Genomic DNA, 25,910 nt, shown 5'->3' on the forward strand with positions numbered 1-25,910 from the left:
ACCTCTCCGGTTGGTCTTCTTTTTTCAGTGTTGGCGCTGTGACGGATGCCAGAAGGTCAACGCCTTCTCGGCCAGCGTCACCACGCCGTAGAACGCCGAGCCGGCAAGCGCCGCCACGGCGATTTCCGCCCAGACCATATCAAGCCCGAGCCGCCCCACCTCTGTCGAGATGCGGAACCCCATGCCGCGTGTGGGCGAGCCAAAGAATTCCGCCACGATCGCCCCGATAAGCGCCAGCGTTGTCGAAATTTTCAGCCCGTTGAAAATGAACGGCAGCGCCGCCGGAAGCCGCAGCTTGGCCAGCGTCTGCCAGTATCCGGCCGCGTAGGTCTTCATCAGGTCACGCTGCATGCCCTCGGTGGCGGCAAGCCCCGCGACGGTGTTCACCAGCACCGGGAAGAACACCATCACCACCACGACGGCCGCCTTCGACTGCCAGTCAAAGCCGAACCACATCACCAGGATCGGCGCGATGCCGATGATCGGCAGCGCCGACACGAAGTTGCCGATGGGCAGCAGGCCCTTCTGCAGAAAGGGCGAGCGGTCGATCAGCACGGCAACGATGACGGCGGCGGCGCAGCCCATGACATAGCCCGACAGCGCGCCTTTCACGAAGGTCTGGACGAAATCCCCCCACAGAACCGGCAGCGCGCCCGCGATGGTTGCCCCGATTGCCGAGGGCGCGGGCAGAATCACCGCCGACACGCCGAAACCGAACACCAGCGCTTCCCACAGGATCAGCACCGACAGCCCGAAGATCAGCGGGATCGCCATGCGCCCGGCGCGCGTGCCCGCCAGCGCCGAATGCGCGATGCGCACGTTGAGCGCCCAGGCCCCCAGCCAGATCAGCACGCCCGCCGCGACCCAGATCATCGCGCGCCTCCCTGCCCCGGTTGCCCCATCAGCCGCAGGGCAAGCCGTTCAAGCAGTCCCACCGCAATGACCAGAACCCCCGCAAGGATGGCGGCGGCGAACAGCGCCGCCCACATAATCAACGGCTCGCCGAACTGGCTGCCGATCAGCATTCGCGCGCCAAGCCCCTGGATCGCGCCCGTTGGCAACTCGCCCACGATGGCGCCGATCAGGCTGGCCGCAACCGCCACCTTCATCGCGGCAAAGAAATACGGCAAGGACGCAGGCAGCCGCAGCTTGAAGAACGTCTGCATCCCGCTGGCATTGTAGGTCTTCAGAAGGTCACGCTGCGCAGCGCCCGGGCTGCGCAGCCCCTTCACCATGCTCACAAGCACCGGGAAATAGCTCAGATAGGCCGAGATGATCGTCTTTGGCACCGTGCGCCCGTCGATGCCCACGGCGTTGGACAGCACGATAATCATCGGCGCCAGGGCCACGATGGGGATCGTCTGGCTGATGACCGCCCAAGGCATCACGCTCAGATCCATGGTGCGCGAATGGACGATGCCGACCGCCACCGCCACGCCCAGCACAGCGCCGGTGACAAAGCCCAGAATCGTCGCCTGCAGCGTGATCCAGCCGTGAAACACGAGGCTGCGCTTCGATGTCACCTTCTGCTCGATCGTCTGGTCCCACAGCGTCGCGGCCACCTGGTGCGGCGCGGGAAGCAAAGGCCGCTTCTGCACCATCGTGTCGGCGACGATCTCGGCAAACGTCGGCTCGGTCCCCGCCCGCGCGGCCTGATCCAGCGTCCATGTCGCGTTCATCCACACCGCCGCCGCGTACCAGATCACCACGATGGCGCAGAGCACGCTCAGCACCGGCAACATTTTTCCGCCCCGAACGCGCTGCCACGAGGTCCGGCGCGGCATGACGGCAGCATCAGTCATCGCGCGCCCCCTGAGGCAGCACGATCAACGCCACCGCCGCAACGCCAAGCGCGATCCCGGCAAGCTGGCGCGGGCTTGGATGCTCTTTGAACAGCACGATGGCGACGGCATTGGCCAGCAGCAGTTGCAGCACGGCGGACAGCGAGATCGCCACCGCCATCCCACTTTCCCGCATCAGGCGCACCATCATCAGGTTTCCCAGGGTATAGAGCACCAGCGCTGTCACCAAGAGGGCAAGCGCCGGGGTATCGACATAGCGCCGCAGCGCGATGCCAGCGGCCAGAAACACGGCCATCGCCCCGCCCAGCCACATGTGAAACCCCATTGTCATTCCCAGCGCCCCTCATGCCGCATCGCCATGCCCCGCGCGCAGCCCTTCACGCACCCGGTGCGCGGTCTCGATGAAGATCTGACTGTCACGGATATCCAGCGGACGCTCGGCGGGCAGCGGACTGTCGATGATGTCGGCGATCCGGCCCGGGCGCGGCGACATCACCACGATCTTGGTGGACAGATACACTGCCTCGGGGATCGAGTGGGTCACGAACAGGCAGGTCTTCTGCGTGCGCGCCCAAAGCTTCAGAAGCTCCTCGTTCAGGCTGTCGCGCACGATCTCGTCCAACGCGCCGAAGGGTTCGTCCATCAGAAGGATGTCGGCATCGAAGGCCAGCGCCCGCGCGATCGAGGCGCGCTGCTGCATCCCGCCCGAAAGCTGCCAGGGATACTTCTTTCCGAACCCGGAAAGCTCCACAAGCTCCAGCACTTTTCGAACACGGTCTTCCTGTTCCGCGCCTGAATACCCCATTATTTCGAGCGGCAGCTTCACATTTCCCGCAATGGTGCGCCACGGATACAGGCCCGCCGCCTGAAAGACATAGCCGTAGGCCCGGCTTTGCCGCGCCTTGTCGGGCGTCATGCCGTTCACCGTCAGCGTGCCCCCCGTCGGCGCCTCGAGCGCCGCCACGCAGCGCAGGAACGTGGTCTTGCCGCAGCCCGACGGCCCGATGAACGACACGAACTCGCCCCGCGCGATGCTCAGGTTGATGTCTGAAAGTGCCTGCACCGGCCCATCGCCGGTCTGAAAGGTCAGATCGAGGCTCTTCGCCTCGATGACGGGGGCATCTGTCACCTGGAAGGCTCCCACAGTTTCGGCTCCGCGAATTCGACGCTGTTGCCAGCGGGATCGCGCACATAGATGGATCGCGGACCATGCGGCCAGCGAAAATCGGCCTCTACCGGCACGCCCTCGACCGGCAGCGCCGTCGACATGCGCTCAAGTTCGTCCGCCTCGGCCGCGAAACAGACATGCCCGGGCCCGGACGCGCCATGCGGCGGCACCGGCAACTGGTCCGGCCCCGGCGGCACCCGGCTCGCCGCCGGATCAAAGGCCAGAAGGATCGCCTGGCCGCAGCGAAAGAAAACGTGGCGCCCCTCTTGCCGGATCACCGTCTCCAGCCCCAGAAGATCGCCGTAGAACGCTTCCGCCGCGTCCAGATCGTCGACGTAGATCGCGGCTTCCAGAACGCCGCCGAGGGTCGGCGCCCGCATCACACCCCGCTCGCCGGGATGCCCGAGCGTTCCACCTTGCGCGGCGCCGTCAGTTCCTTCCAGGTCGACAGCGCCTTGCCGACGGATTGCCCGGCGGGGCGTTTCACGAATTGTCCGTGGCCTTCCTGCCCGCGCACCTCGCCGTCCTGCACCGCCACGCGCCCCCGCGTCAGCGTGAAACGCGGAAGGCCCTTCACATGCTTGCCTTCAAAGACGTTGTAGTCGATCGCCGACTGCTGCGCGGCTGCGGTGATGGTCTTTTCCTTCGCCGGGTCCCAAACCACCAGATCGGCGTCCGCGCCCACCAGAATGGCGCCCTTGCGCGGATAAATGTTCAGGATTTTCGCTATATTGGTCGAGGTTACGGCGACGAATTCATTCATCGTCAGCCGCCCGGTCGCCACCCCGTAGGTCCAGAGCATCGGCATCCGGTCCTCCAGCCCCCCGGTGCCGTTGGGGATCTTGGTGAAGTCGCCCACGCCATAGCGTTTCTGGTCCGTGGTAAACGCGCAGTGGTCCGTCGCCACCACCGACAGCGACCCCGATTGCAGCCCGGCCCAAAGCGACTCCTGATGTGCCTTGTTGCGGAACGGCGGCGACATCACGCGCCGCGCGGCATGGTCCCAGTCCTTGTCGAAATACTCGCTCTCGTCCAGCGTCAGGTGCTGGATCAGCGGCTCACCCCAGACGCGCTTGCCCTGCATCCGCGCGCGGCGGATCGCCTCGTGACTGTCTTCGCAACTGGTGTGCACGACATAAAGCGGCACGCCGGCCATGTCGGCGATCATGATCGCGCGGTTCGTCGCCTCGCCCTCGACCTGCGGCGGGCGGGAATAGGCGTGCCCCTCGGGGCCAGAGTTGCCCTCGGCCAGAAGCCGCGCCGACAGATCCGCCACGACATCGCCGTTCTCGGCATGCACCATCGGGATCGCGCCCAGTTCGGCACAGCGCTGGAACGATGCGAACAGCTCGTCGTCGTTGACCATCAGCGCGCCCTTGTAGGCCATGAAGTGCTTGAAGGTGTTGATGCCGCGCTCGCGCACGACGGTCTCCATCTCGTTGAACACCTGCTCGCCCCACCAGGTGACCGCCATGTGGAAGGAATAGTCGCAATGCGCGCGCGTGGACTTGTTGTCCCACATCTGCAACCCGTCGAGCAGCCCCTGCCCAGGAGCCGGAAGGCAGAAATCCACCACCATCGTGGTGCCACCCGCCAGCGCCGCGCGCGTGCCGCTCTCGAAATCATCGCTCGAATAGGTGCCCATGAACGGCATCTCGAGGTGCACATGCGGATCCACCCCGCCCGGCATGACATAGCAGCCGGTCGCGTCCAGCACCTCGTCACCCGTCAGGTTCGGCCCGATGGCGGTGATCACGCCGTTCTCCACCAGTACATCCGCCGCATAGGTCAGATCCGCTGTCACGATGGTGCCGTTCTTGATGACTGTGCTCATGCCTCGCTCCTCCGTCCCGGCGCCGCGCGCCTGTTCATCTTTGGTCCACAAATACCTCCGGGGGGTCTGGGGGGCAGAGCCCCCCAGCCTTGCCGGTCTAGTCCACGATCCCCGCCGTCTCGACCACGGCATGCATCAGCACGTCCGCGCCCGCGACCGCCCAGTCCTTCGAAATCTCTTCCGCCTCGTTGTGCGACAGCCCGTCCACGCAGGGGCACATCACCATCGCGGTCGGTGCCACGTCGTTGATCCAGCAGGCGTCGTGGCCCGCACCAGACACGATATCCATGTGGGAATACCCCAGCCGCTCGGCAGCCCCGCGAATGGCGGCCACGCAGCCCTCGTCAAAGGCGGGCGGGTCGAACTGGCCGACGATCTGGCTGTCGAAACTCACGCCGATCTCTTCGCAAAGCTGCGGCGCACGCTCCTTGAACTCGGCGACCATCGCGTTCAGCTTGTCCAGCAGATGGGTGCGGAAATCGACGGTGAACACGACCTTGCCGGGGATGATGTTGCGCGAATTGGGGTAGACGTCGATGTGCCCGATGGCGCCCACGGCGTTCGGCTGGTTCGCCATCGCGATCTCGTGCACCAGTTCCATCACCAGTGCCAGCCCGCGCCCGGCGTTCCGGCGCATGTGCATCGGAGTCGATCCGGTGTGGCTTTCCTTGCCGGTGACGGTGCATTCGATCCAGCGCAGGCCCTGCCCGTGGGTGACCACGCCGATGTCCTTGCCCTCCGCTTCCAGGATCGGCCCCTGTTCGATATGCAACTCGAAGAACGCATGCATCTTGCGCGCGCCGACGGGTTCCTCGCCCCTCCAGCCGATCCGCTGCAATTCGTCGCCAAAGCGTTTGCCCTTGGCATCCACGCGGTCATACGCCCAGTCCTGGTCATGCACGCCCGCAAAGACGCCCGAGGCCAGCATGGCGGGCGCGAAGCGCGTGCCTTCCTCGTTGGTCCAGTTGGTCACGACGATGGGGTGGCGCGTCCTGATGCCCAGATCGTTGAGCGTGCGGATGATTTCCAGCCCGCCCAGAACACCCAGAACCCCGTCGTATTTTCCGCCCGTCGGCTGGGTATCAAGGTGGCTGCCCACATAGACCGGTAGCGCGTCCGGGTCGGTCCCGTCGCGGCGGGCGAACATGTTGCCCATTGTGTCGACGCCCATCGACAGCCCCGCCGCCTCGCACCAGGACTGGAACAGCGCGCGGCCCTCGGCGTCTTCATCCGTCAGGGTCTGGCGGTTGTTGCCGCCCGCGACGCCGGGACCGATCTTGGCCATCTCCATCAGGCTGTCCCAAAGCCGGTCGCCATTGATCTTGAGGTTCTCGCCCGGTGCGGCCATGTCGTCTCCCCGTTATGCGCGGCGTCGTCGTGGATGCGACGCCTTCGCCTTAGTCCAGTTTCTGAAGAATGTCGCGCAAGATACTGACAATGGTGTCAATATGTTCCTTCTCGATGATCAGCGGCGGCGACAGCGCGATGATGTCTCCGGTGGTGCGGATCAGCAGACCCTTCTCGTAGGCCTGGAGGAAGGCATTGAAGGCGCGGCGCGTCGGCTCGCCCGCAATCGGCTCCAGCTCGATCCCCGCGATCAGGCCCATGTTGCGGATATCGATGACGTGGCGGGCATCCTTCAGCGAATGCACCGCATCTTCCCAATAGGGCGCAAGTTCGGCGGCCCTCTCGAACAGCCCGTCCTCGCGGTAGGTGTCGAGCGTGGCGATCCCGGCCGCCGAGGCGATGGGATTGCCCGAATAGGTGTAGCCGTGGAACAGTTCGATCAGGTTCTCGGGGCCATGCATAAAGGCATCGTGAATCTCGGACGTCGCCAGCACCGCGCCCATCGGGATCACCCCGTTGGTCAGACCCTTGGCGCAGGTCATCATGTCGGGCTGAACGCCGAAATGATCGGCGGCGAAGGGCGATCCAAGGCGGCCGAACCCGGTGATGACCTCGTCGAATATGAGCAGAATGCCGTGTTTCGTGCAGATCTCGCGCAGGCGTTCGAGATAGCCCTTGGGCGGCATCAGCACGCCGGTGGACCCCGCCATCGGCTCGACGATCACGGCGGCGATGGTTTCCGGCCCGTGCAGCGCGGCAATGCGTTCCAGATCGTCCGCCAGATGCGCGCCATGCTCGGGCTGGCCCCGGGTAAAGGCGTTCTGCCCCGGCAGGTGTGTGTGCGGCAGGTGATCGACGCCGTTCAGAAGTGAGCCGAAGACCTTGCGGTTGTTGACGATGCCTCCAACCGAGATGCCGCCGAAGTTCACGCCGTGATAGCCGCGTTCGCGCCCAATCAGGCGGGTCCGCTCGCCGTGCCCTTTGGCGCGATGATAGGCGATGGCGATTTTCAGAGCCGTTTCAACACTTTCCGAGCCGGAGTTCGTGAAAAACACATGGTCCATGCTCTTGGGCGCCATGTCGCGCAGGCGGTTGGCCAACTCGAACGCCTTGGGGTGGCCCATCTGGAAGGCGGGCGCATAGTCCAGTTCCCCGGCCTGCTGGCGGATCGCCTCGACGATCTTGGGGCGGTTGTGGCCCGCGTTGCAGCACCACAGGCCCGCCGTGCCGTCCAGCACCTCGCGGCCATCGGATGTCTTGTAGTGCATCCGGTCCGCCGAGACGAACATGCGCGGCGCCTTCTTGAATTGCCGGTTCGCGGTGAACGGCATCCAGAAAGCCGAAAGATCGTTCGGTACGGAAGGGCGGTCGAGCGCCATGGCAGCCTCATGTGACAAGAGTTTGACCAAATGGTCAGGATCACGCTACCACGGGAACGGGCCGGGTCAAGGATTTCGCCGAACCGCCTTGGCCTGCCCCGTGTCCCACGCGTCGGCGCATTTCTGTTGCGCCCTGTGACGGGAAAAGCGGCATCGGTGAAACGCTTTGGGACGGATGGCAGATGGACAAGGCGGTCAGCAGAACACCCCGCACCCGCATCCAGGCGCGGAACCGCGAGGCGATCCTCGATGCGGCGCTGGACGTGTTCAGCCAGCACGGATTTCGCGGCGCGACACTGGACCAGATCGCAGAGGTCGCGGGGCTGTCGAAGCCGAACCTGCTATATTACTTTCCGTCGAAAGAAGCCATTCACGTCAGGCTGTTGTCCGGCCTAATGGACAGCTGGCTCGATCCCTTGCGTCACCTTGGCGACGCGGGCGAGCCGGTCGACGAGATCGTCGCCTATGCCCTGCGCAAGCTGGACATGGCGCGCACCCTGCCGCGCGAAAGCCGCCTGTTCGCCAACGAGATCGTGCAGGGCGCGCCGCGCGTTCTCGACATGATCGAGGGTCCGCTCAAGACGCTGGTGGACGACAAGGCGGCGCTGATCGGTGGCTGGGCGCAGGAGGGACGGATCGCACCTGTCGACCCCCATCACCTGATCTTCTCGATCTGGGCGACGACCCAGCACTACGCCGATTTCGACGTCCAGGTGCGCGGCATCCTGACCCCGGAGGGCGACGCGCATTTCGCCGAGGCGGCAGGGTTCCTCACGACGCTTTACACGAACCTGTTGACGATTCGTCCATGAAAGCAAAGTATCGAGCGCATATATTCTCGAGCAGAGGCCAGCGTCTCGGAACGTTTACGGAACATGCAGGGTATCGTTGACGTTCAACTTTCATGGCGAAAAAATATGCCTGAATGGGCAGGAGTATTCCGATGGGTCATAAGGACAATGTGCTGATGCGGGCCAACGATGGTGGGGCCGAACTTTCGGATCTTGTCGCGATCGCGGTAGAGGCGTCTCTGGCAACAGTGCAGGCGTCTTGCCCGCTACTGGTCGACGAAGACCTGCAGGCGCTGGAAGAACGCTGCCACGCGGCAGCGATGGAAAGGATCGGGCCCGAGAACCGCGACCGCTTCGCCCGTCGCCGGATCGACACCCTCGATTTCGGAACAATGCTGAAGGCTCTCAGGGGCGCAGGCGGTCTGGGGGCGGAAGATACGGCAAAGGCGGGGCGCACCCCGTCCGGACGCGCCGCCTGATCAGGCCCGGTTGGAGCAGCCCTCTTTCACCGTAATCGCGGGGCCGAACGGATCTGGAAAATCCAGCCTCGTCGACGTTCTGCACCTGATCGGTGTCGATATCCCGAACTATCACAACGCCGACGACATCGCCCGCACGCTGGGCGGAACGGCTGCAGACGCAGGTCAAGCCGCGCAATCGCAGGTCCGCAACGCGCGGGACACCGCGATCACCGACGGCATCTCCTTTACCTACGAAACCGTCATGTCGCATCCCAGCCATGTCGCCGCGATGACACGCGCCCGCGCGTGCGGGATGTTCGTTCGGTTGATCTTCATCACGCTTGACGATCCTGCGATCAACGTCGCCCGCGTGCAGGACCGTGTCGCCAAGGGCGGACACGATGTGCCCGCAGACCGGGTCCTGAGCCGCTGGCACAGGACCATGGCACAGCTTCCCCATGCGGTGATTGCGTCGGATGAGGCGATGATCTTCGACAACAGCATCGTGGGTGCAAACGCTCGACCGGTCGCGCATGTCATCGGGCAATTCGTGCGCCGCTACGGGGCGACGGACCTGACCTGGCCCGAACCCATGCTGTTCGCTCCGTTGCGCGACGCTGACTACCAATTCGAGCAGGACTGACGGCACGGCCCCGGACCGTTGAGGCGGGGCGCGCACCATATGGCGCGCGCCCCGAAAGGCACCGGGGGAGGTCCGTCGCCTTACTCTGCCGCCTCGCGCGAGGCGGGGTTGTTGGGATGCGTCGTCCAGTTGGCGTATTCCGGCTGAACCGGCTTGCCCGTCCGCTCGTCCAGCGCACCGGCGTCCAGTTCGACCATGGTGATGCAATCCTCGACCGGGCAGACGTTGACGCAGAGGTTGCAGGCGACGCATTCGTCGTCCTTGACGGTGAACACGCGCGCGTCGGACATCGCGATGGCCTGGTGGCTGGTGTCCTCGCAGGCGGCATAGCAGCGCCCGCACTGGATGCAGGCGTCCTGATCGATGCGCGCCTTGGTGACGTAGTTGAGGTTGAGGTATTGCCAGTCGGTGACGTTCGGCACCGCGCGGCCCACGACGTCCGCGACGCTGGCGTGCCCCTTCTCATCCATCCACTCTGACAGGCCCGAGATCATCTCCTGCACGATCTTGAAGCCATAGGTCATGGCCGCCGTGCAGACCTGCACGTTCCCTGCGCCAAGCGCGAGGAATTCGGCCGCATCGCGCCACGTCGTAACGCCGCCGATGCCGCTGATCGGCAGGCCGCGGGTTTCGGCGTCGCGAGCGATCTCGGCCACCATGTTCAGCGCGATGGGCTTGACCGCAGGGCCGCAATAGCCGCCGTGGCTGCCCTTGCCGTCGATCATCGGCTCGGGCGACATGCTGTCGAGATTGACGCCGGTGATCGACGAGATCGTGTTGATGAGGCTGACCGCATCCGCCCCGCCCGCCTTGGCCGCGCGGGCCGGAAAGCGGATGTCGGTGATGTTCGGCGTCAGCTTGACGATCACGGGCATCCGGGTGTTCGTCTTGCACCAGCGCGCGACCATCTCGATGTATTCGGGCACCTGCCCCACCGCCGAGCCCATGCCGCGTTCCGACATGCCATGCGGGCAGCCGAAGTTCAGCTCGATCCCGTCCGCGCCGGTTTCCTCGACCAGCGGCAGGATCGCCTTCCACGCCGCTTCCTCGCACGGCACCATGATCGACACCACGACGGCGCGATCCGGGTAGTCGCGCTTGACCGCCTTGATCTCGCGCAGGTTCACCTCGAGCGGGCGGTCGGTGATCAACTCGATGTTGTTGAGGCCCAGAAGCCTCCGGTCCGCGCCCCAGATCGCGCCGTAGCGCGGGCCGTTGACGTTGACGACAGGCGGCCCCGCCTCGCCCAGCGTCTTCCAGACGACGCCGCCCCATCCCGCCTCGAAGGCGCGTCGGACGTTGTATTCCTTGTCCGTGGGCGGCGCCGAGGCCAGCCAGAACGGATTGGGCGACTTGATGCCCACGAATTCGGATTGCAGGTTGGCCATATCGTCTCTCCTCAGCCCATCAGGCTGTGATGGATGTCTTCCGCCGCGTCGCGCCCTTCGGCGACTGCGGTCACGGTCAGGTCCTCGCCGCCGAGCGCGCAGTCGCCGCCGGCCCAGACCTTGGGATGGCTGGTGCGGTGGCCGTCACTAAGGGCCAGCTTGCTGCCGGTCAGCTCCAGCGCGCCGGGTGCGCCGTCAAGCCCCTGGCCGATGGCGACATGCACCTGGTCGGCGGGGATGCGGAACGTCTCGCCCGTGCCGGTGCCGTCTGCGGTGTATTCGAACTCCACCTCGGCGACGCTGCCGTTTCCGTGCACCGCGACGGGCTGCGCATTGTAGACGATGCGCACGCCCTTGGACGCTGCGAGGTCCTGTTCATAGACGCTGGCAGACATCCGGTCTTTGCCGCGCCGGTAGACCATTGTGACGTTTTCCGCCCCCAGAAGCTTTGACTGCACAGCGGCGTCCACAGCCGTCATGCCGCCGCCGATCACCACCACGTTGCGGCCAACGGGCAGCTGCGAAAGGTCCGGCGACTGGCGCAGAGCTGCGATGAAATCGACCGCCGGGCCGACATTTGCCTTGTCGAAGCCGTCGATGGCGTTGGCGCCAGACAGCCCGACGCCAAGGAACACCGCATCATGCTCGGCTGCCAGCGCATCGAGCGTCACATCGGACCCCAGCGCCGTACCATAGCGGATCTCGATGCCGCCAATCATCAAAAGCCAGTCCACCTCGGCCTGCGCATAGCCATTCACCGTCTTGTAGGACGCGATGCCGTATTCGTTCAGACCACCGGGCTTTTCGCGCTTTTCAAAGATCACCACGTCGTGCCCGTGCATCGCCAGACGGTGCGCGCAGGCAAGTCCTGCGGGACCTGCACCGACGACCGCGACCCGCTTGCCGGTCGCGGCGGCGCGCATGAAGGGGTGCACGTCTTTTGCCATCAACGTGTCGGTGGCAAAGCGCTGCAGCCGCCCGATCTCGACCGGCGCGCCTTCGGCGATCTCGCGCACACAGACCTCTTCGCACAGGGTTTCGGTCGGGCAGACGCGGGCGCACATGCCGCCAAGGATGTTCTGCGACAGGATCGTCTTCGCCGCCGCGTCGGGCGTGCCCGTCGCGATCTGGCGAATGAACAGCGGGATGTCGATCGTGGTCGGGCATGCCGTCATGCAGGGTGCATCGTGGCAGAAATAGCAGCGATCCGCCGCTACCTGCGCCTCGTGCCGCCCCAGCGGGGGATGCAGGTCACCGAAGTTCTGCTGCAGCACCTCGGCGGCAAGCCGTCCGGCCGCCACGCCCGGTGTCATTGTCGTATTGGCCATTCATGGCCCCCCTGTTGGTTCGTCTTTCGCAAAAGCCTGCCACAGGTTGAAATTTTATCAAACGGTAAATTTTTGGCAAAGGTGCCCGAGAGCGTGGCGCTGCGCGAACCGCACAGAAATCCGTCGCTGGCGCTTTTCTCCCCCGCTGCCGTCGCGTATAAGCCCCGCAATGACAGGCTCGCACCAGACGGGTCCGGGGACATCAGGCGGCTTGAGGACAGCATGACCAACAAGAACACCGATGCGGATGTGGATTTCATTCGCGCGCTTGCGGAACTTCTGACCGAGAATGACCTGACCGAGCTTGAGGTCCAGCGCGAAACCGGCAAGGACCAGAAGCTGAGCGTGCGGGTCAGCCGCGCCAAGCAGGTCGTCACCCAGATGCAGGCGCCCAGCTATGCGCCGCAAACCCAATCCGCACCCTCTGCGGCCCCGTCCGCGCCGGTGTCACCGGCCGCAGCGTCCGAAGGCGGCGATCCCGCGACACACCCCGGCGCAGTGACCTCGCCCATGGTCGGCACGATCTACATGCAGGCCGAGCCCGGGTCTGACGCCTTCGTCAAGGTTGGCGACAAGGTGTCCGAGGGCCAGACGCTTCTCATCGTCGAGGCGATGAAGACGATGAACCACATTCCCAGCCCGCGCGCCGGAACGGTCAAGCGCATCCTCGTCGAGGACGGCTCGCCGGTCGAGTATGGCGCCCCCCTGATGATCGTCGAGTGAGGCGAAGCTGATGTTCGACAAGATCCTGATCGCCAACCGGGGCGAGATCGCGCTGCGCGTGGTCCGCGCGGCCCGCGAGATGGGCATCCATTCGGTCGCCGTCCATTCCACCGCTGATGCCGACGCAATGCATGTGCGCATGGCGGACGAGGCGATCTGCATCGGACCGCCTCCGTCGTCACACTCCTACCTGTCGATGGCCGCGATCATCTCGGCCTGCGAGATCACCGGCGCCCAGGCGATCCATCCCGGCTACGGTTTTCTGTCCGAGAACGCGGCCTTCGTGCAGGCGGTCGAGGATCATGGGCTGACGTTCATCGGCCCCTCGGCCGAACACATCCGCATCATGGGCGACAAGATCACCGCCAAGGACACGATGAAGGCGCTTGGCGTGCCTTGCGTGCCCGGCTCTGACGGCGGCGTGGCCGACATGGAAACCGCGCGGACCGTCGCCGAAGAAGTCGGCTATCCGGTCATCATCAAGGCCACCGCCGGCGGTGGCGGGCGCGGCATGAAGCTGGCGCGCACTGCGGACGATCTGGAATCCGCGTTCCGCACCGCGCGGGCCGAGGGCAAGGCGGCCTTCGGCAACGACGAAGTCTATATCGAGAAATACCTTGGCCGCCCGCGTCACATCGAGATCCAGGTCTTCGGCGACGGCAAGGGCGGCGCGGTGCATCTGGGCGAGCGTGACTGTTCCCTCCAGCGCCGTCACCAGAAGGTGTTCGAAGAGGCGCCCGGCCCAGCCATCGACCAGCCCACGCGCGACCGGATCGGCAAGGTCTGCGCCGATGCCATCGCACGCATCGGTTACAGCGGCGCGGGCACCATTGAATTCCTGTACGAGGATGGAGAGTTCTTCTTCATCGAGATGAACACCCGCCTGCAGGTCGAACATCCCGTGACCGAGGCGATCTTTGGCATCGATCTGGTGCGCGAACAGATCCGCGTCGCCTCTGGCATGCCGATGTCGTTCACGCAAGACGACCTCAAGATCAACGGCCACGCCATCGAGGTCCGCATCAACGCCGAGAAACTGCCGAATTTCTCGCCCTCGCCGGGCCGGATCACGCAATACCACGCGCCGGGCGGTCTGGGCGTGCGGATGGACAGCGCCATCTACGACGGCTATCGCATCCCCCCCTATTACGACTCGCTTATTGGCAAGCTGATCGTGCACGGACGCGACCGGCCCGAGGCTCTGGCGCGCCTGCACCGCGCGCTTGGCGAGTTGATCGTGGACGGCATCGACACCACCGTGCCCCTGTTCAACGCGCTTCTGGCCGAACCGGACATCCAGTCGGGCGACTACTCGATCCACTGGCTCGAGGACTGGCTGGCCCGGAACATCGGCTGACTGGCGGGGTGTCCGACCCCACGCTCACGCCCGATCTGATGGTGCAGGCCTACCGTGCCGGCATCTTTCCCATGGCCGAAAGCCGCGACAGCGACGATCTTGCCTGGATTGACCCGCATTTCCGCGGCGTGCTTCCACTGGACGGGTTTCGCATCTCGCGCTCGCTGGCCCGGCGGCTGCGGCGCGGCGGATACCGCGTCACGCTCGACCGCGCCTTCGACGAGGTGGTGATCGCCTGCGGCGACCGCGACGAGACCTGGATCAACCCGATGCTGTTCTCGCTTTACCGGGCGCTGTTCGCGCAAGGGATCTGCCACTCGGTCGAGGTATGGGAGGGCGATGACCTGACCGGCGGCGTGTTTGGCCTGCATATCGGGGCTGCGTTCTTTGGCGAAAGCATGTTCTCGCGCCGCACGGATCATTCCAAGATCGCGCTGGCCTATCTGACGGCGATGCTGCGGCAGGCCGGGTTCGCGCTGTTCGACACCCAGTTCCTGACCCCGCACCTTGCCTCGTTGGGCGGGCGGGAAATCCCCCGGGCCGCCTACCGCGCCACGCTGGAACAGGCGCTTGCGCTCGACGCTCAGTTCCCGGACGAGTCGTCGCTGCCCGTCTCCTCGGTCTGGTCCTCGGGCACCACGCAGCGAAGCACCCAGACGTCATAGCGCGGATGATCCAGCGCGTTCAGCGCCGGGGACGACGCGGACATCCAGCCGGAAAACGTCGGGTTGGCATCGCCTTCGTCCAGCACGACGACATAGGCAAACGCGTCGCCATCGGGGTTCTCTGCGGGATAGCGGCATTCGGACATCTGGATCGTCAGCCGCCCGAAATCCACCAACTCGCCCGGCGGCACGGTCAGATCCGAGGTGCGCCCCGACATCGTGTCGAGCGCGCGCAGGACCGCACCTTCGGGCGCCACCTTGCCGCGCACCTGAGCGGGCGCCTGTTCGTCCATCTCAAGCCGGACGCCGTCGTCGAACCCCTGCTCAAGCCGGATACCCTCGTCATATTCGTCGAGATACCCTTCCTCGATTTCGGGGGTGTATTGCCCGGGCGGGGACGTGCCGGGCGTGAAGCTGCCGTTTGAATCAGCGGGGTCGTCCAGCGGCTGCACTTCGATCGCGTTGCGGTCGCTTTGCGCAAGCAGGGCCGCCGGCATCGCCATCAGGGCCAGACTCAGAACCAGCGCCCGCATCATTCGGCGCTGCTGTCGCCCGAGACGAACTTGAGCAACAGGCTGACCAGCGACACGGCGCCTTGCGTGTCGGTGATCGTCGCGCCGGGTTCGAGGTTGAACGGCGATCCGCCCGGCTGAACCTCGATGTAGTTGCCACCAAGAAGGCCCTCGGAGGCGACGATGACAGCGGTATCCTCGGGCAGGTTCAGTACACGGTCGACGGTAAAGCTTGCCACGGCGCGGAAATTCTCGGGGTTGAGATCAAGCGCGGTCACAGAGCCGACCTTGACCCCGCCAAGGCGCACGTCGGTTCCGACATTCACGCCCTGCACCGACCGGAACACTGCCTCGTAGCGGGACGCGTCGCTGGCGGTTTGCCCCAGCCCTGTCGCGCCAGCGGCGTAGACCAGAAAGCCCGCCGCCACCGCGACGACGCCAGCGCCAACCAGGATTTCAGTGACCCGCTGCGCCATTACTCAGGCGTCCATGCCTCGTAATCCTGGCGCTGCGCGGGCTGCGGGCGCCGGATCGAGCCAGCGGGCGCATAGGCCAGCGGCGTGCCTGTCAGGTTCTCTTGATGCGGCTTCTCCCAAGCCTGACGCGGCACCGGGCGTTCGGTCGGCGGCTCTTTCCAGGTGTGGTGCAGCCAGCCGTGCCAGTCGGGGCTGACGCGGCTTGCCTCGGCGTCGCCGTTGAAGATCACCCAGCGGCGCTTGGCGTCCTTGGTCTGGTAATAGATGTTGCCCTGATCGTCCTCGCCGACGCGGTGGCCATTGCGCCAGGTGTGGAACCGGGTGTTCAGCGTGGCGCCGTGCCACCATGTGACCGCGTTCAGAAGCGAGTTGAGAATGCCCATCAGAGCCTCCATTGCCGTTGCACCGGATATGCCCGAGCGGCGCGCAGAGGTCCAGTGCGCCGCGCGGGTTTCAGGCGCGCAAAGCCGCGATCAGCCGCGGTGAACCGCCGTCACCTCGATCTCGATGCGGTATTTCGCGTCGATCAGCCCGCATTCGATCATCGTGGCCGCAGGCGGGTTCGCGCCGAAGGCATCCGACAGGATCGGCCAGCATTGTTCGAACTCACCGCGGTCGGGAAGGTAATAGGTCACGCGCACGACATCGGCAAAGCTGGAGCCTGCCTCTTTCAGCGCGGCCTCGATGATGCCAAGCGCGGCGCGGCACTGGTCCTGAACCGTATCGCCCTGGCCCACGGTGCCCGCAACGAAGACAAAGCCGTTGGCGACGACCGCGCGGCAATAGCCGATCTTCGGCTCGAAGGCGCCGCCCGAAGAAATCCGTTTGATGTCCATGCAAGCGTCCCTCTTGACCGCAAAAGGCGGGACACCTGCCCCGCCTTTCAAACCCGTTGTGCGCAGATCACCCCGCGCTCGCGCTCGCGCTTTCCTTCTTGGATTCGGCGTAGATAATCAGCGGCGGCGCATCGCGCGACACGGCTTCCTCGTTTACCACGACCTCTTCCACCCCGGTCATCGACGGCAGGTCGAACATGGTATCCAGAAGGATGTCTTCCATGATCGAACGCAGACCGCGCGCGCCGGTCTTGCGGGCGATGGCGCGTTTCGCGATCGCCTTGAGCGCGTCGTCGGTGAAGGTCAGCGAGGTATCTTCCAGCTCGAACAGGCGCTGGTATTGCTTGACCAGTGCGTTCTTGGGCTGGGTCAGGATCGTGACAAGCGCGTCTTCGTCAAGATCCTGAAGCGTTGCGATGACCGGCAGTCGGCCAACGAATTCCGGGATCAGGCCGAATTTCAGCAGATCCTCCGGCTCCAACTCGCCAAACATCTCGCCGACGCCGCGGCTGTCGGGGTCCTTGACGTCAGCGCCAAAGCCCATGGCCGACCCCTTGCCGCGCTGCGCGATGATCTTTTCGAGGCCCGCAAACGCCCCGCCGCAGATGAACAGGATGTTCGTCGTGTCCACCTGCAGGAATTCCTGCTGCGGATGCTTTCGCCCGCCCTGCGGCGGCACGGAGGCGACAGTACCCTCCATGATCTTAAGAAGCGCCTGCTGCACGCCCTCGCCCGACACGTCGCGGGTGATCGAGGGGTTGTCGGACTTGCGGGTGATCTTGTCGACCTCGTCGATGTAGACGATGCCGCGCTGCGCACGTTCCACGTTGTATTCGGAGGCCTGCAGCAGCTTCAGAATAATGTTCTCGACATCCTCGCCGACATACCCGGCCTCGGTCAGCGTGGTGGCATCGGCCATCGTGAACGGAACGTCAAGGATGCGTGCCAGCGTCTGCGCCAGCAGCGTCTTGCCGCAGCCGGTGGGGCCGATCAGCATGATGTTCGACTTCGACAGCTCGATATCCGACTTGTCGGCATGGTTCAGGCGTTTGTAGTGATTGTGCACCGCCACAGACAGCACGCGCTTGGCGTGGAACTGGCCGATCACGTAATCGTCCAGAACGTCACAGATGTCCTTGGGAGCCGGAACGCCATCGGACGACTTGAGCCCGGCGCTCTTGGTTTCCTCGCGGATGATGTCCATGCACAGCTCGACGCATTCATCGCAGATGAACACCGTCGGGCCCGCGATCAGCTTTCGAACCTCATGCTGGCTCTTGCCGCAGAATGAGCAATACAGCGTGTTCTTGCTGTCGCTTGAATTGTTCGCCATGTCGCAACCTCTAAGGCTTTCGCCTTCTTCCGTCTGGCGCGCAGGCGCGCACCATAGCTAAGTCTTATGCCTGTCGCAGAAGCGTAGGTCAGCCGCCGGGGAGGCACAACGTGAAAATCGCCCTGCCCCGGCTCACACCCGCGCGAGCCTTAGGCTTCGGTCGGCGTGACGCGATTCTCGACGATTTCGTCGATATGACCCCACTCCTTGGCTTCTTCGGGGGTCATCCACTTGTCGCGGTCCAGCGCCTGCTGCACCGTCTCGTAGTCCTGTCCGGTGTGCCGCATGTAGAGCCGGTAAAACCGCTCGCGCGTCGCCTCGATGTGGCGCGACTGGATCAGGATGTCTTCTGCGGTGCCCTGGCTTCCGCCCGAGGGCTGGTGCACAAGGAATTCGGAGTTGGGCAGCGAGAACCGCATTCCCTTGGTCCCGCCAAGCGCGATCACCGATCCCATCGACGCCGCAAGTCCGCACACCAGCGTCGACACCGCCGGTTTGATGTACTGCATGGTGTCGTAGATGCTCATCCCCGCGATCACCGACCCGCCGGGCGAGTTGATGTACATCGAGATTTCCTTGGACGGGTTTTCCGCCTCGAGGTGCAGAAGCTGCGCCACGATCAGCGACGACATGCCGTCATGCACCGGGCCGGACACGAAGATGATCCGCTCCTTCAGGAGGCGCGAAAAGATGTCATATGCGCGCTCGCCGCGGCTGGTCTGTTCGACCACCATGGGCACGAGCGTGTTCATGTAGATTTCGTTGGGATCCTGCATCGCCTGCCTCGTGGTGCTTGGGAAATTCTGTCGCCTGTTGAGTCTTAGTTACCGCAGCAGGAGGCTGCAAGATTGGCCCGCCCAAATTCTGGCGCGAATTCTGGCGTGAACTGTGGCCCTCATTCGTTGCGATAGGGTTGATGCGCAAGCGCCGCGCCATATCCTTTCGGCATGACCGAAACCCCGTTCCCAGCGCCGCTGGATCTGTTTCCACCAACGCGCGCGGACGGGCTGGCCCGGCTGGCCGGGTTCGTTCCGAAAGGGGGGCGCGCCTATGCCGAGCGCCGCAATCACGACCTGCCCGGTCACGCGGATGTGTCGCGGCTGTCGCCCTACATCCGCCACCGCCTTGTGACCGAAGGAGACGTTGTCCGTTCGGTGTTGCAGCACCAGTCTCCGCAAGCCGCAGAAAAATTCCTGCAAGAGGTGTTCTGGCGCACCTACTGGAAAGGCTGGCTGGAGCAGCGTCCTTCGGTCTGGACGGCCTACCGCGAAGGGGTCCGGCGGGGCCTTGACCGGGTGCAGACCGAGGCGGGGCTGCGCGCCGGATGGCAGGCGGCCTGCACCGGCGACACCGGCATTGAGTGTTTCGACCACTGGGCGCGGGAACTGTCGGCGACGGGCTATCTGCACAACCACGCGCGGATGTGGTTCGCCTCGATCTGGATCTTCACGCTGCGCCTGCCGTGGGAGCTCGGCGCGGATTTCTTCCTGCGGCATCTGCTGGACGGCGATCCGGCGTCGAACACCCTTGGTTGGCGCTGGGTGGCGGGGCTGCAGACACCCGGCAAGACCTATCTGGCCACGGCCGGGAACATCGCGCGCTACACCGGAGGGCGGTTCGATCCGGCGGGGCAGCTTGCGGAGCATGCCGCGCCGGTTGACGGCCCCGCCAATCCGCCGCGCGGCCCGCCGCCGCAAAGCGAACCCTGGACGCAGGACGCTGCCACGGGCCTTGTGCTGACCGAGGACGACCTGTCGCCCGGGACGCTTCTGGACGCCGGGTTGTCGCCGGTCGCACACGCCGTCCTTCTGTCCGCAGGCGCCCGCAGCCCGCTGGCCGTGGCGCCCCATGTCCATGCCTTCACCCGCGCCGCCACCGAGGATGCGCTGGGCCGCATCGCTGGCCGTGCGGGACCCTGCGGCGGTGTGTTCGAGGGGACCGAGGCCGCGCAGCAGATCGCGGATTGGGCCGAGCGCGCCGGGCTGGCACAGGTGGTGATGCCCTACCCGCCGGTCGGTCCCTCCGCGGACCTCGCTGCCGGGCTGAAGACCGCTTTGGCCGAACAGGGCATCCGCCTTGTCCGGCCCATCCGGGCCGAGGATGCCCGCGCCTGGCCCCACGCCACGCACGGTTTTTTTCGTTTCAAGGATCGTATTCCCGACCTCACCGCCGCCTTGCACAAAGGCGCCGCGGCGTGACCGCAGCTCACGCGCTTTGCGGCGTGATCCAGCCCGCCGGGATCACCGGCACCGCTGCGACCAGCCGCCGGGTGTAGGGATGCTCGGGCGCGGCAAGCACGCGCTCGGTCGGCCCTGCCTCGACGATGCGGCCCGCCTGCATCACCAGCACCCGGTCGGTGATCGAGCGCACGACCGACAGATCATGGCTGATGAACAGGTAGCTCAGGCCGAATTCCCCCTGCAGGTCCGCCAGAAGATCCAGAATTTGCGCCCGCACCCGAACATCGAGCGCGCTGACAGCCTCGTCCAGGATCACGAGGTCTGGCCGGATCACGATGGCGCGGGCGATGGCGATGCGCTGCCTCTGCCCGCCGGAAAACTCGTGGATGTATTTCTCCATGTCGCGCGGTTTCAGCCCGACGGCCACCAGCGCATGAGCGACCTTGTCGCGCCAATCCTCGGGATACCCGGTCAGATGAAACGGCTCGGCCACCAGCCGGTCGACGCGCCAACGTGGATCAAAACTGCCGAACGGGTCCTGGAACACCACCTGCATCCTGCGCCGCACCTCGCCCGGAACGGGCGGCATGACCGCGTCCCCGCACAGCGCGACCTGGCCTGCGTCCAGCGCATCAAGGCCAAGGATCGCCCGCGTCAGAGTGGACTTTCCGCACCCCGATTCGCCCACCAGCCCGACGCTTTCGCCGCGCCCCACGCCCAGCGATACGCCGTCCACCGCCCGCACCGGCGCGCCGCGCCGCAAAAGCCCCTTGCGCGGCCCGGGATAATGCCGCCGCACGCCGTCCACCGTCAGGACCGGCACGCCGGACGGCGCCGCGATCCGTTTCGGCACATGGCTCGACGCCGCGAACAGCGCGCGGGTGTAGGGATGGCTGCGGGTGCGGAACACCGCCTCGGTCGCCCCCGCCTCGACGATGCGCCCCTCCTGCATCACGGCCACGCGGTCCGCGATCCCGGCCACGACCGCAAGATCATGGGTGATAAGCAACAGGCCCATCCCCTCGTCGCGCACCAGATCGCAAAGCAGATCGAGGATTTCCGCCTGAGACGTGACATCGAGCGCCGTCGTCGGCTCGTCCGCGACCAGCAGGCGCGGCGACAGCGCGATGGCGATGGCGATGGCCACCCGCTGGCGCTGCCCGCCCGACAACTCGTGCGGATAACGCCCGGGGCCGATGCGGTCCGGGTCGAGCCCGACCCGCGCCAGCAACTCGCCCGCGCCGCGCGCCCCGCCACCGTGGATCGCCAGCGCCTCTGCCACCTGCGCGCCGATGGTCTGAAGCGGGTTCAGCGCCGTCATCGGTTCCTGAAAGATCATCCCGATCTCACGCCCGCGCACCCGGCACATCGCCCGCTCGTCCAGCGACAGAAGGTCCGTCTTGCCAAGCACGGCGCGCCCGTCCACCTCGGCCCCGCGCGGCAACAGCCCCATCAGCGCCAGCGCCGTCATCGACTTGCCCGACCCGCTTTCTCCGACCAGCCCCAGGATCTCGCCCGGCGCCATCTTGAACGACACGTCCGTCAGCACCGCAGTGCCGTGGATCGTCACCGACAGCCCGCCTACATCCAGCCCGCTCATCGCGCCCGCCTCAGCCGGGGGTCCAGAAGATCGCGCAACCCGTCGCCCATCAGGTTCAGGCCCAGCACCGTCAGCACGATGGCCAGACCCGGAAACACCGCCAGATGCGGCGCGAAGGAAATCATCGTCTGGCTGTCGGCCAGCATCCGCCCCCAGCTTGGCAGCGGCGGCTGTGCGCCCAACCCCACATAGGACAGCGCCGCCTCGGCGAGGATGCCCAGCGAGAACTGGATGGTGCCCTGCACGATCAGAAGGTTCGCGATGTTGGGCAGGACATGCTCGGCCGAGATTCGCGCCCGGCCCTTGCCCGCCACCCGCGCCGCGCGCACATAGTCAAGCGTCCAGAGCGACAGCGCCGCCCCCCGCGTCACCCGCGCGAACACCGGCGTGTTGAAGATACCGATGGCAAGGATCGCGTTCACCGCAGATGGCCCGAACACGGCGGTAATCAGGATCGCGATCACCAGCGACGGAAAGGCAAAGATCAGGTCGTTGCCGCGCATCACCAGATCGTCCAGCCACGACCCCCGCACCGCCGCGGCAAGCAGCCCCAGCGGCACGCCAAGCACCATGCCGACGCCCACCGCCACGACGGCAACCGCAATCGAGGTGCGCGCGCCCACCATGATCATCGACAGGATGTCGCGGCCCAGGTGGTCGGTTCCCAGCCAATGCGACAGCGATGGCGTCTGCAGCCGCGAAGCGACCGAGATCCCCTCGACCGGCCAGGGCGTCCAGACAAACGACACCAGCGCTGCGGCGGCAAAGACGCCCGACAGCGCAAGCCCGACGATCAGCGACAGCGGCCACCTCATGCGCGGCGCAGCCTCGGGTCGACCAGCGCATAGGCGACGTCGACAAGGAAGGTCACAAGGATCACCGCAAAGACCAGCAGCATCACCACCGATTCCACGACGATCAGGTCGCGCTGGGTGATGCCCTGAAAGATCAGCCGCCCCAGCCCCGGCAGGAAGAACACGTTCTCGATGATGATCGCCCCCGCCAGCAGGAACGAGAATTGGAGCCCCAGGATCGTCATCACCGGGATCAGCGCGTTGCGAAGGGCGTGGCGCCGCACCGACTGGCCCTGGCTCAGCCCCTTGGCACGGGCGGTCCTGATGTAGTCTTGCCCCAAAGTCTCGATCAGGGCCGACCGCATCACCCGCGCCAGGATCGACGCTTGCGGCAAGGCCAGCGCCACGGCGGGCAGCGTCAGCGCCCGCAGTCCCGGCCACAGCCCGTCCTCCCAGCCCGGGAACCCGCCCGAGGGGAACACCCGCCAGGTGATCGCGAAGACCAGCACCAGCAGCATCGCGAACCAGAAATTCGGCACCGCGATGCCAAGCTGTGTCGCCCCCATCACCGCGAAATCCGCCGGCCTGCCGCGCCGCGAGGCCGCCAGCAGCCCCACCGGCACCGCGATCAGCGTCGACAGTGCCAGCGCATAGGCGGTCAGCGGCAGCGACACCCAAAGCCGCGCCGCCACCAGATCGGCCACCGGCACCTTGTAGGTATACGAGGTGCCGAAATCGCCGGTCAGCATGCCTCCGGTCCAGGTCAGGTACCGCGCCAGCGGCCCGTCCGTGAGGCCCATCTCGGCGCGCAGGGCGGCAATGGCCTCGGGCGTGGCGTTCAGCCCCAGCATGAACCCCGCTGGATCACCCGGCACCAGCTCGATCACCACGAAGATCGCCACGCTTGCGACAACAAGCGACAGGATCAGCGAGACAAGACGCGATGCGATGAAACGGGCCATGGGCCGGACGTTAGGACGTCTGCGGCCTCAGAGAAAGCGGTAGAAGGCACGCGGCACCATGATCCGCAGCGCGTTGTCCCGCAGACGGACATGGCGCCAGATGTGAAACGCGGCATGGCCCGCGACGATCACCGCAAGCCCGTAGAACTCCACCGAATGCACGATCCCCGCGATCTCGTTGGCGCGCGGCAGACCCAGCGGCGGCGCGATCGGCACGATGCCCCCCGCCATCAGCAGCCGGGCCGAGGTCAGCCCCAAGAGAAACCCCGTCAACGCCACCCCGAACAGCCCCCAGACGATGACCCGGTGCAGCCACCAGTGCACGCGCCGCGCCCAACCCGGCAGCTTGGGCCCCGGCCTGCCGACCAGCCCGCGCCACAGGTAATCGCCGGTCCAGACCAGCGCGAGCGTGACGAAGATCAGCCCGAACACCGAATGCATCCGCACCGCCCAGGCGCCAAGCGCGCTCACGTCCTCGGGCTGCACCAGCAGGAACCAGACGAAGAACGGCACGGTCGTCCAGTGCAGCGCCTTGAGATAGCTGCGCCGGGACATGCGAGGGATCAACTGGACCATGCCCCATATACGAAACGCGTGCGCGATCGGTTTCGCAGGCCTCCCCCCCGCATCATCTTTGGTCCCACAAATACTCACCCGCCGAAGGCGGCCCGAGCGCAGGGAGCGTCAGCGACCGAAGCGAGAAAAAAGTCTTGCGCGCGCCAGCGCGCTCCGCTGGATCACCCCCCGCACGAAGAACGCCGGACAGGCCGGGCCCGGCGTTCTCCTTCAAGCCGGGACCGCGACCTCACTCGGTCCAGCGCACCCCGGTCAGGTCGTTCGCCTGCGTCGGCGCGTTCTCCCACATCCCTTCGATCCTCGCGTTGGCAACGCCGGTCTTGGCCAGCTGGAACAGGTAGCCGTTCACGTAGTCGTCCGCGATGGTCCGCTGCGCTTGCCGGTACATCTCCGAGCGGGCGGCCGCGTCCGTCTCGGCCTCGATATCCGCCATCAGCGCCTGGAACTCGGGGTTGTCGTACTGGAAGTAATACTCAGGCCGCGCGTAGATGTTGATGTCCAGCGGTTCGGTGTGGCTGACGATGGTCAGGTCGAAGTCCTTGCCGCGAAACACGGTTTCCAGCCATTGCGCCCATTCGAGGTTCTCGATCTCGGTGTCGATGCCGACCTCGCGCAACTGCGCCGCGATGATCTCGCCGCCGCGCCGCGCGTAGGTGGGCGGCGGCAGTTTCAGCGACAGCGTCAGATCGCTCGCACCTGCCTCTTCCAGCAGTTGCACCGCCCTTTCGGGGTCATAGGCCGACTGCCCGGTCAGATCGACATAATCGGGATGGTGCGGCGCAAAATGGGTGCCGATGGGCGTGCCGAAGCCGAACATCGCGCCGTCGATGATGTCCTGCCGGTTGATCGCATGGGAAATGGCTTGCCGCACGCGGATGTCCGACAGCGTGTCGGTCTTGTTGTTCATCGACAGGATCGTCTCGCCCTCGGTCGAGCCGAGGATCAGCTTGAAGCGCGCGTCGGTCTCGAACTGCGCCATCGTCTCTGGCGCGGGGAAGTTCGGGAAAGCGTCGACGTCTTCTGCCATCATCGCCGCGAAGGCGGCGGTGGGGTCGGCGATGAACTTGAAGGTCGCCTCGGTCAGTGCGGCGGGCTCGCCCCAATAGTCGTCGTTGCGCACCAGCTCGACCCTGTCGCCCTGCACCCAGTCCGAGAACCGGAACGGCCCGGTGCCGACGGGGTTGGTGGCGTTCGTCTCGGCGCTTTCGGGCGCGACGATCACCGCGTCGCCCCAAGCCATCTTGACCGGAAACGCGCCGTCCGGCCCCGACAGCGTCACGCGGACGGTGCTGTCGTCCACTGCCTCGACGGTTTCGATCCCGGCGAACAGTGCCTTCTGGGCGTTGGTCGAATCCTCGGCGCGGGCGCGGTCGAGCGTGAACACCACGTCCTCGGCGGTCATCGCGCTGCCGTCATGAAAGCTTACCCCGTCCCGCAGCATGAAGGTATAGACCGTGCCGTCCTCGCTCACTTCCCAGCTTTGCGCCAGCGCGGGCGCGATCGAGCCGTCCTGGGTGTAGCGGGTCAATCCCTCGAACACATTGGCATAGACCACCTCGTCGATGGCCGCGGCGGCGCCGCCGGTGGGATCGAGGTTTGGCGGCTCCAGCACCATGCCGATGGTGATGTCGGTTTGCTGCGCCAGCGCAGAACCCGCCATCAGCGCAAGCACCGCGGCAGAAGTGGAAATACGGGTGAACATGGGCCTGACCCTCCCTGAGGCGTTGATCGCCTGCAGTAAGGCACACCAGGGCT

28 protein-coding genes are annotated in these 25,910 nt (G+C 65.7%); 7 read left to right on the forward strand and 21 right to left on the reverse strand.

What is annotated here, in order from left to right; genetic code table 11:
• Positions 1-24: 24 nt before the first annotated feature.
• The 8 genes from KTJ87_RS08000 to KTJ87_RS08035 form a co-directional block, all read right to left on the reverse strand.
• Positions 25-873: an ABC transporter permease gene (locus tag KTJ87_RS08000; RefSeq protein WP_267138569.1), complete on the reverse strand. Its 849-nt coding sequence runs from the start codon at positions 871-873 to the stop codon at positions 25-27.
• Complete coding sequence (locus KTJ87_RS08005; RefSeq protein ID WP_267138570.1) at positions 870-1,802, reverse strand: ABC transporter permease; 933 nt, start codon at positions 1,800-1,802, stop codon at positions 870-872. The genes KTJ87_RS08000 and KTJ87_RS08005 overlap by 4 nt, the downstream gene beginning before the upstream one ends.
• Positions 1,795-2,133, reverse strand: coding sequence for an EamA family transporter (locus tag KTJ87_RS08010; protein ID WP_267138571.1), 339 nt, complete (start codon positions 2,131-2,133; stop codon positions 1,795-1,797). Before KTJ87_RS08010 ends, KTJ87_RS08005 begins: the two co-directional genes overlap by 8 nt.
• A gap of 12 nt (positions 2,134-2,145) precedes the next feature.
• The gene (locus KTJ87_RS08015; RefSeq protein ID WP_267138572.1) at positions 2,146-2,931 is read right to left on the reverse strand and encodes an ABC transporter ATP-binding protein; all 786 of its coding nucleotides are present in this window, start codon (positions 2,929-2,931) and stop codon (positions 2,146-2,148) included.
• On the reverse strand, positions 2,928-3,350 hold the full coding sequence (locus KTJ87_RS08020) for a VOC family protein (protein ID WP_267138573.1): 423 nt from the start codon (positions 3,348-3,350) through the stop codon (positions 2,928-2,930). The genes KTJ87_RS08015 and KTJ87_RS08020 overlap by 4 nt, the downstream gene beginning before the upstream one ends.
• Positions 3,350-4,804 carry a dihydropyrimidinase gene (gene hydA / locus KTJ87_RS08025; protein ID WP_267138574.1) on the reverse strand — a complete coding sequence of 485 codons (1,455 nt, stop codon included), beginning with the start codon at positions 4,802-4,804 and terminating at the stop codon, positions 3,350-3,352. Before hydA ends, KTJ87_RS08020 begins: the two co-directional genes overlap by 1 nt.
• Positions 4,805-4,901: 97 nt before the next feature.
• The gene (locus KTJ87_RS08030; protein WP_267138575.1) at positions 4,902-6,152 is read right to left on the reverse strand and encodes a Zn-dependent hydrolase; all 1,251 of its coding nucleotides are present in this window, start codon (positions 6,150-6,152) and stop codon (positions 4,902-4,904) included.
• 49 nt (positions 6,153-6,201) lie between these two features.
• Positions 6,202-7,530: an aspartate aminotransferase family protein gene (locus tag KTJ87_RS08035; protein WP_267138576.1), complete on the reverse strand. Its 1,329-nt coding sequence runs from the start codon at positions 7,528-7,530 to the stop codon at positions 6,202-6,204.
• Between the two features lie 182 nt (positions 7,531-7,712).
• Here KTJ87_RS08035 and KTJ87_RS08040 point away from each other — a divergent pair, with 182 nt between their 5' ends.
• The 3 genes from KTJ87_RS08040 (at position 7,713) to KTJ87_RS08050 (ending at position 9,425) form a co-directional block, all read left to right on the forward strand.
• Positions 7,713-8,342: a TetR family transcriptional regulator C-terminal domain-containing protein gene (locus tag KTJ87_RS08040; protein ID WP_267138577.1), complete on the forward strand. Its 630-nt coding sequence runs from the start codon at positions 7,713-7,715 to the stop codon at positions 8,340-8,342.
• Positions 8,343-8,473: 131 nt separating this feature from the next.
• Positions 8,474-8,800 carry a hypothetical protein gene (locus KTJ87_RS08045; protein ID WP_267138578.1) on the forward strand — a complete coding sequence of 109 codons (327 nt, stop codon included), beginning with the start codon at positions 8,474-8,476 and terminating at the stop codon, positions 8,798-8,800.
• 10 nt (positions 8,801-8,810) lie between these two features.
• A complete protein-coding gene (locus KTJ87_RS08050) occupies positions 8,811-9,425 on the forward strand; it encodes a zeta toxin family protein (RefSeq protein ID WP_267138579.1) in 615 nt (204 codons plus the stop codon).
• Positions 9,426-9,505: 80 nt separating this feature from the next.
• Here the strand turns inward: KTJ87_RS08050 and preA are convergent, their stop codons facing one another.
• Together preA and KTJ87_RS08060 are read right to left on the reverse strand one after the other, a co-directional pair.
• The gene (gene preA, locus KTJ87_RS08055; RefSeq protein ID WP_267138580.1) at positions 9,506-10,813 is read right to left on the reverse strand and encodes an NAD-dependent dihydropyrimidine dehydrogenase subunit PreA; all 1,308 of its coding nucleotides are present in this window, start codon (positions 10,811-10,813) and stop codon (positions 9,506-9,508) included.
• A gap of 11 nt (positions 10,814-10,824) precedes the next feature.
• Positions 10,825-12,141 (reverse strand): NAD(P)-dependent oxidoreductase, encoded by a 1,317-nt coding sequence (locus KTJ87_RS08060; RefSeq protein ID WP_267138581.1) that lies wholly within the window; start codon positions 12,139-12,141, stop codon positions 10,825-10,827.
• 222 nt (positions 12,142-12,363) lie between these two features.
• On the opposite strand from KTJ87_RS08060, the gene accB reads away from it, so the two are divergent.
• Genes accB through aat form a run of 3 tightly spaced genes read left to right on the forward strand, consistent with a single transcriptional unit; the run spans position 12,364 to position 14,886 of the window.
• Positions 12,364-12,864 carry an acetyl-CoA carboxylase biotin carboxyl carrier protein gene (gene accB, locus KTJ87_RS08065; RefSeq protein WP_267138582.1) on the forward strand — a complete coding sequence of 167 codons (501 nt, stop codon included), beginning with the start codon at positions 12,364-12,366 and terminating at the stop codon, positions 12,862-12,864.
• 10 nt (positions 12,865-12,874) lie between these two features.
• On the forward strand, positions 12,875-14,221 hold the full coding sequence (gene accC, locus KTJ87_RS08070) for an acetyl-CoA carboxylase biotin carboxylase subunit (RefSeq protein WP_267138583.1): 1,347 nt from the start codon (positions 12,875-12,877) through the stop codon (positions 14,219-14,221).
• Positions 14,222-14,259: 38 nt separating this feature from the next.
• The gene (aat, locus tag KTJ87_RS08075) at positions 14,260-14,886 is read left to right on the forward strand and encodes a leucyl/phenylalanyl-tRNA--protein transferase (RefSeq protein ID WP_267138758.1); all 627 of its coding nucleotides are present in this window, start codon (positions 14,260-14,262) and stop codon (positions 14,884-14,886) included.
• Here aat and KTJ87_RS08080 read toward each other — a convergent pair.
• The 6 genes from KTJ87_RS08080 to KTJ87_RS08105 all read right to left on the reverse strand — a co-directional run bounded on the left by KTJ87_RS08080 (position 14,805) and on the right by KTJ87_RS08105 (position 18,819).
• Positions 14,805-15,422, reverse strand: coding sequence for a DUF2155 domain-containing protein (locus KTJ87_RS08080; RefSeq protein WP_267138584.1), 618 nt, complete (start codon positions 15,420-15,422; stop codon positions 14,805-14,807). The two genes, aat and KTJ87_RS08080, sit on opposite strands and share 82 nt — an antisense overlap.
• The gene (mlaD, locus tag KTJ87_RS08085) at positions 15,419-15,874 is read right to left on the reverse strand and encodes an outer membrane lipid asymmetry maintenance protein MlaD (RefSeq protein WP_267138585.1); all 456 of its coding nucleotides are present in this window, start codon (positions 15,872-15,874) and stop codon (positions 15,419-15,421) included. Before mlaD ends, KTJ87_RS08080 begins: the two co-directional genes overlap by 4 nt.
• Complete coding sequence (locus KTJ87_RS08090; protein WP_267138586.1) at positions 15,874-16,257, reverse strand: NADH:ubiquinone oxidoreductase subunit NDUFA12; 384 nt, start codon at positions 16,255-16,257, stop codon at positions 15,874-15,876. The genes mlaD and KTJ87_RS08090 overlap by 1 nt, the downstream gene beginning before the upstream one ends.
• A 90-nt stretch (positions 16,258-16,347) precedes the next feature.
• On the reverse strand, positions 16,348-16,710 hold the full coding sequence (locus tag KTJ87_RS08095) for a RidA family protein (RefSeq protein ID WP_267138587.1): 363 nt from the start codon (positions 16,708-16,710) through the stop codon (positions 16,348-16,350).
• 67 nt (positions 16,711-16,777) lie between these two features.
• Positions 16,778-18,043: an ATP-dependent Clp protease ATP-binding subunit ClpX gene (clpX, locus tag KTJ87_RS08100; RefSeq protein WP_267138588.1), complete on the reverse strand. Its 1,266-nt coding sequence runs from the start codon at positions 18,041-18,043 to the stop codon at positions 16,778-16,780.
• A 149-nt stretch (positions 18,044-18,192) separates the two neighbouring features.
• Positions 18,193-18,819, reverse strand: a complete 627-nt coding sequence (locus KTJ87_RS08105; RefSeq protein ID WP_267138589.1) for an ATP-dependent Clp protease proteolytic subunit — start codon at positions 18,817-18,819, stop codon at positions 18,193-18,195.
• Positions 18,820-18,990: 171 nt separating this feature from the next.
• Between KTJ87_RS08105 and KTJ87_RS08110 the strand changes: the two genes are divergently transcribed.
• Positions 18,991-20,241 (forward strand): FAD-binding domain-containing protein, encoded by a 1,251-nt coding sequence (locus tag KTJ87_RS08110; RefSeq protein ID WP_267138590.1) that lies wholly within the window; start codon positions 18,991-18,993, stop codon positions 20,239-20,241.
• Between the two features lie 7 nt (positions 20,242-20,248).
• Here the strand turns inward: KTJ87_RS08110 and KTJ87_RS08115 are convergent, their stop codons facing one another.
• The 5 genes from KTJ87_RS08115 to KTJ87_RS08135 form a co-directional block, all read right to left on the reverse strand.
• The gene (locus KTJ87_RS08115) at positions 20,249-21,823 is read right to left on the reverse strand and encodes an ABC transporter ATP-binding protein (protein ID WP_267138591.1); all 1,575 of its coding nucleotides are present in this window, start codon (positions 21,821-21,823) and stop codon (positions 20,249-20,251) included.
• A complete protein-coding gene (locus KTJ87_RS08120) occupies positions 21,820-22,638 on the reverse strand; it encodes an ABC transporter permease (protein WP_267138592.1) in 819 nt (272 codons plus the stop codon). Before KTJ87_RS08120 ends, KTJ87_RS08115 begins: the two co-directional genes overlap by 4 nt.
• Positions 22,635-23,579 (reverse strand): ABC transporter permease, encoded by a 945-nt coding sequence (locus KTJ87_RS08125; protein WP_267138593.1) that lies wholly within the window; start codon positions 23,577-23,579, stop codon positions 22,635-22,637. Before KTJ87_RS08125 ends, KTJ87_RS08120 begins: the two co-directional genes overlap by 4 nt.
• A gap of 27 nt (positions 23,580-23,606) precedes the next feature.
• Complete coding sequence (locus KTJ87_RS08130) at positions 23,607-24,134, reverse strand: cytochrome b (protein WP_267138594.1); 528 nt, start codon at positions 24,132-24,134, stop codon at positions 23,607-23,609.
• A gap of 250 nt (positions 24,135-24,384) precedes the next feature.
• Positions 24,385-25,857 (reverse strand): ABC transporter substrate-binding protein, encoded by a 1,473-nt coding sequence (locus KTJ87_RS08135; protein ID WP_267138595.1) that lies wholly within the window; start codon positions 25,855-25,857, stop codon positions 24,385-24,387.
• Positions 25,858-25,910 lie beyond the last annotated feature (53 nt).

Origin of the sequence: Anianabacter salinae (assembly GCF_019061145.1) — a bacterium.
In the GTDB taxonomy this organism is placed as follows: Bacteria; Pseudomonadota; Alphaproteobacteria; order Rhodobacterales; family Rhodobacteraceae; genus Anianibacter; species Anianibacter salinarum.